Source organism: Desulfobacter sp. (genome assembly GCF_050177295.1).
In genome coordinates this window covers 1-3,125 of record NZ_JBFXHE010000479.1, presented here as the reverse complement: position 1 = coordinate 3,125, position 3,125 = coordinate 1, and the positions used below count along the sequence as shown (strand labels likewise).

The window sequence follows — 3,125 nt, the reverse complement described above, 5'->3', positions numbered from 1 at the left end:
CCTGATCCAGGGCATCAGAAACATATTTTCAAGGGCGTTTCTGATATTGGAAGTGGTGCAGATATCGCCGAGCATCTGCCTGGACCAGGCAACACCGCCGTCCTTTTTGATCTCGTCTTTGATTTCGCGCAAGCTTTTGTACCGGGACAAATTCCGGATCCAGGTATCCACGTGGGGGCCGGGGGATATAAAGCTCACCGGGTATTCGCGGTTGCAGGGGTTGACCAGCTGTACCACGGTTTCAAAGGCTTTATAGCTTTTGAAATCGCTTTCCAGATCCTTCTCCACATTGGTATTGCCGCAATAGCTTGCCACGGCACTGTCCCCCTGCAGGGAGAGAATTAACGGCAATTTCTGGTACGTGTGGGTGGTTTCCAGTACCGTGCGGTATTTTTTGAGAATGGCATCCAGGGGGTGGCCCGGGGGAATGGCGATTTTGTGCTGAAAACAGGCCACAAGAATACCGGGATAACGCTCCAGGCAGTCGAGCATATTGGCCTGAAACTTTTCATGGCGCTCCTTCTGGAATTCAATGGCATCGGCCCCCTCTTTAATACCCGGATATTCAACGGCCGGCAAGGTCATGGGGGTCTGGTCTTGGGGCACGGCCACCCGGATGAGATAATCATCCGGTTCTGCCCCGGAGGAGAGATCATACAACCGATTGAACTGCTCTTGGGTCAACCGGTCGCGGATCACATTGCCCGTAGAAATGCTGATCTGGCTGACCACCACCTCGTCGGTCCATGAGACGGGTTCCACAAGGCAGGGAACCGCCGTGTTCTCCGATGTGTTGCGCTGCTTGACCGCAAACAGTTTACGAAGCGCGTCATTGTCAAACAAATCGAGAAGATAGCTGGTCTTAAAGGATTTGTCCGTGCCCGTGATGTGGATATATACGGGCATATCCGTGTCGGGCGCCGTTTTCAGGCATAGTTGGCAGCGGTCAATGACCTTGCCTACCCGTTCTGCCTGCCGGGCCGGCAGGCCGGCAAGCTGCCGGACAACCTCCATAATGGCGTTCTGGATTTTCAAAAGCCGGTCTGTGGTGTTAAACATATGGTTAAATAAAACTCCTTGATACTGATTTCGTAAAAAACATACTTATGGGATTTTTACAATCTGATAATTTCCGTCCTTGGCCTTCACGATTTTAAGCTCTGTGTCGTTGGTTTCGATGGTCATGTCCGTGATGTCATGACGGAAACATAAAACGATGCTGTCCCTGGATACCATAAAGGTAAATGGGTTGAACAGGTTGACACTGGCCTTCTCAAAGGTGGTGGTGGAGCCGTCCTGAAAGGTTGCCTTAAAACTGTCCAGAGGCTCAAACAAGCGAATGATATTGGTGGTGCCGGGCGTAATAGTCACGGACTGAACAGAGAAACTGTCGTCCTTGGAGAGCTGGATCAGTGTTGTGTTAAACTGAATGGGATCCCGCTTCAGGGAAACATTTGCATCCTGTTCAAAGGATGATCTGGTAATCAGGTTGGACAGCACCAGGCTTGTGATGGGATCATTGGTCTGGATGCCGTATTTGCCCTTTGCATCTCCCATGAGCAGTTCCCGGTGAACGCTGATGTTGATCCGGTCCTGGGACAGCCTGGAAAGGCCCAGGGTGCTGATACGCTCTTGAATGATACCAAGCTGGTTGGTCTGGCCGGTCTCCGTACTGAAATAGGTCAGGGCGCTGTCCGACAGTTTCAACTCCCCTGCCTGCCTGTCATCTAAGGCATACCAGGCCATGTCCGAAGGCAGCCCCTTGTCCGCCAGAACCAGGTGTCCAATGCGTTTGGGTACCAGGGTGGCGTTCTCTTGATGGAAAAAGGCTGCAAAATCGAGGTTGCCGGAACTGTTGTTCCGGGTGAGCAGGTACCAGGATTTACCGTCAAGTTTTGTGTCAATACGAAGGGGGGTAAAGGTGTAGACATTCTCCAGAAAGCCCTTCATCTTGTAACTGATGCGGTCACTGGCCATGAGTTCTGCAAAGGCATTTTCATCCCGGATTTTTTTAAAATCCTGGTAGGTGATCATGTTCTGCCTCATATAATTGGAAATTTCAGTATCCTTAATATTTAAATCCCCGACTTTGAAATAGAAAATATTTGAGGCATACCCGGACTGCATGGTTGAATAAATCCGCGCCAGGCGCATGAATTCCGTGCCTGCCAGAATCTCCCTGCGGGAGCGGATCAATTCCTCAACCTGACGGTTATAGTTGAAGTATACAAACAGGATCAGTCTGTTGCCCCGATCCATGCCCTGCTCACCTTCCTGAAGGTAGTCGCGCAGGGTCATGGTATGAAGCATGTACGAAACATATTCGGTTTTTAAAAGGTTTTTAGCCACATCTTTCTGTTCCGGTCTTCCGTCCTGGAGCCAGGCGTGTAAATCGGGAAATACGGATTGGTAAAAGCGCATTTCCGGGCCGGAATCCTGGCCAATGCCGCTGAGAAATGGAATATTTTTTACCAGGTGACCATATTTGAATCCGGCCAGAACGGTCAGGGAGATATCAGAACAGCGGCAATCCAGGGGAAGAGGCGCCGTTTCATTGTGCTGATGCCCTTTTGCTTCTGAAGCATCGAAAGCAGGGCTGTTACATGTTCTCTCCCCGTATAGGTGTCATTATGCACCACGTTGCCCCCGTAGGCCACAAGGCTTTTCTTTTTATCCGGGGAGCGAAAAAATGCCCAGGCATACCCGATATTATCGCCTCTGGCAACACGGACCGTCAGATAATCCACCAAGGCTTTGCGTTCGGCTCCGGTAAGCTTATTAAAGGATACGGGCTCCATATCCGGATCAAGCTCAATCAACCCATTCACCGGAATGATCCGGATTTCCATCTGGGGTCCAATGCTTTGATAGCGGCGGACATCCTGGAAAAAAGTGCACTCCGGAGGGATCTGTGCCTTGTATATTAATGGACTGTCAGTGACCTTTATAAGCGACAGTTCAAACTCATTTAAACGTGCCATATGGGGTAATTCTCCTTAAGCAGTAGCCTTATTCTTTTTGCCGTATCTTTTATCATTACCATTCTGATAAAGCAAAAGAACATATCATATAAGTAACTGAAAAAACAGAGTTGAGAAAAGGAAAAAATGATTTTACCCAAAGGT

General features: G+C 49.5%; 3 protein-coding genes. All 3 read right to left on the bottom strand.

What is annotated here, in order from left to right:
• Positions 1–1,059: hypothetical protein (locus AB7U36_RS21385; RefSeq protein WP_428161643.1), on the bottom strand; the 1,059-nt coding region annotated here is incomplete at its 3' end.
• A 45-nt stretch (positions 1,060–1,104) separates the two neighbouring features.
• A complete protein-coding gene (locus AB7U36_RS21380) occupies positions 1,105–2,421 on the bottom strand; it encodes a hypothetical protein (protein ID WP_428161642.1) in 1,317 nt (438 codons plus the stop codon).
• A gap of 83 nt (positions 2,422–2,504) precedes the next feature.
• On the bottom strand, positions 2,505–2,981 hold the full coding sequence (locus tag AB7U36_RS21375) for a hypothetical protein (protein ID WP_428161641.1): 477 nt from the start codon (positions 2,979–2,981) through the stop codon (positions 2,505–2,507).
• Between the last annotated feature and the right edge of the window lie 144 nt (positions 2,982–3,125).

What these genes read in the sequence shown, in the direction of transcription:
- AB7U36_RS21380 (WP_428161642.1), bottom strand. Translation starts at nt 2,421, where the DNA reads ATGCGCTTTTACCAATCCGTATTTCCCGATTTACACGCCTGGCTCCAG.
- AB7U36_RS21375 (WP_428161641.1), bottom strand. Translation starts at nt 2,981, where the DNA reads ATGGCACGTTTAAATGAGTTTGAACTGTCGCTTATAAAGGTCACTGAC.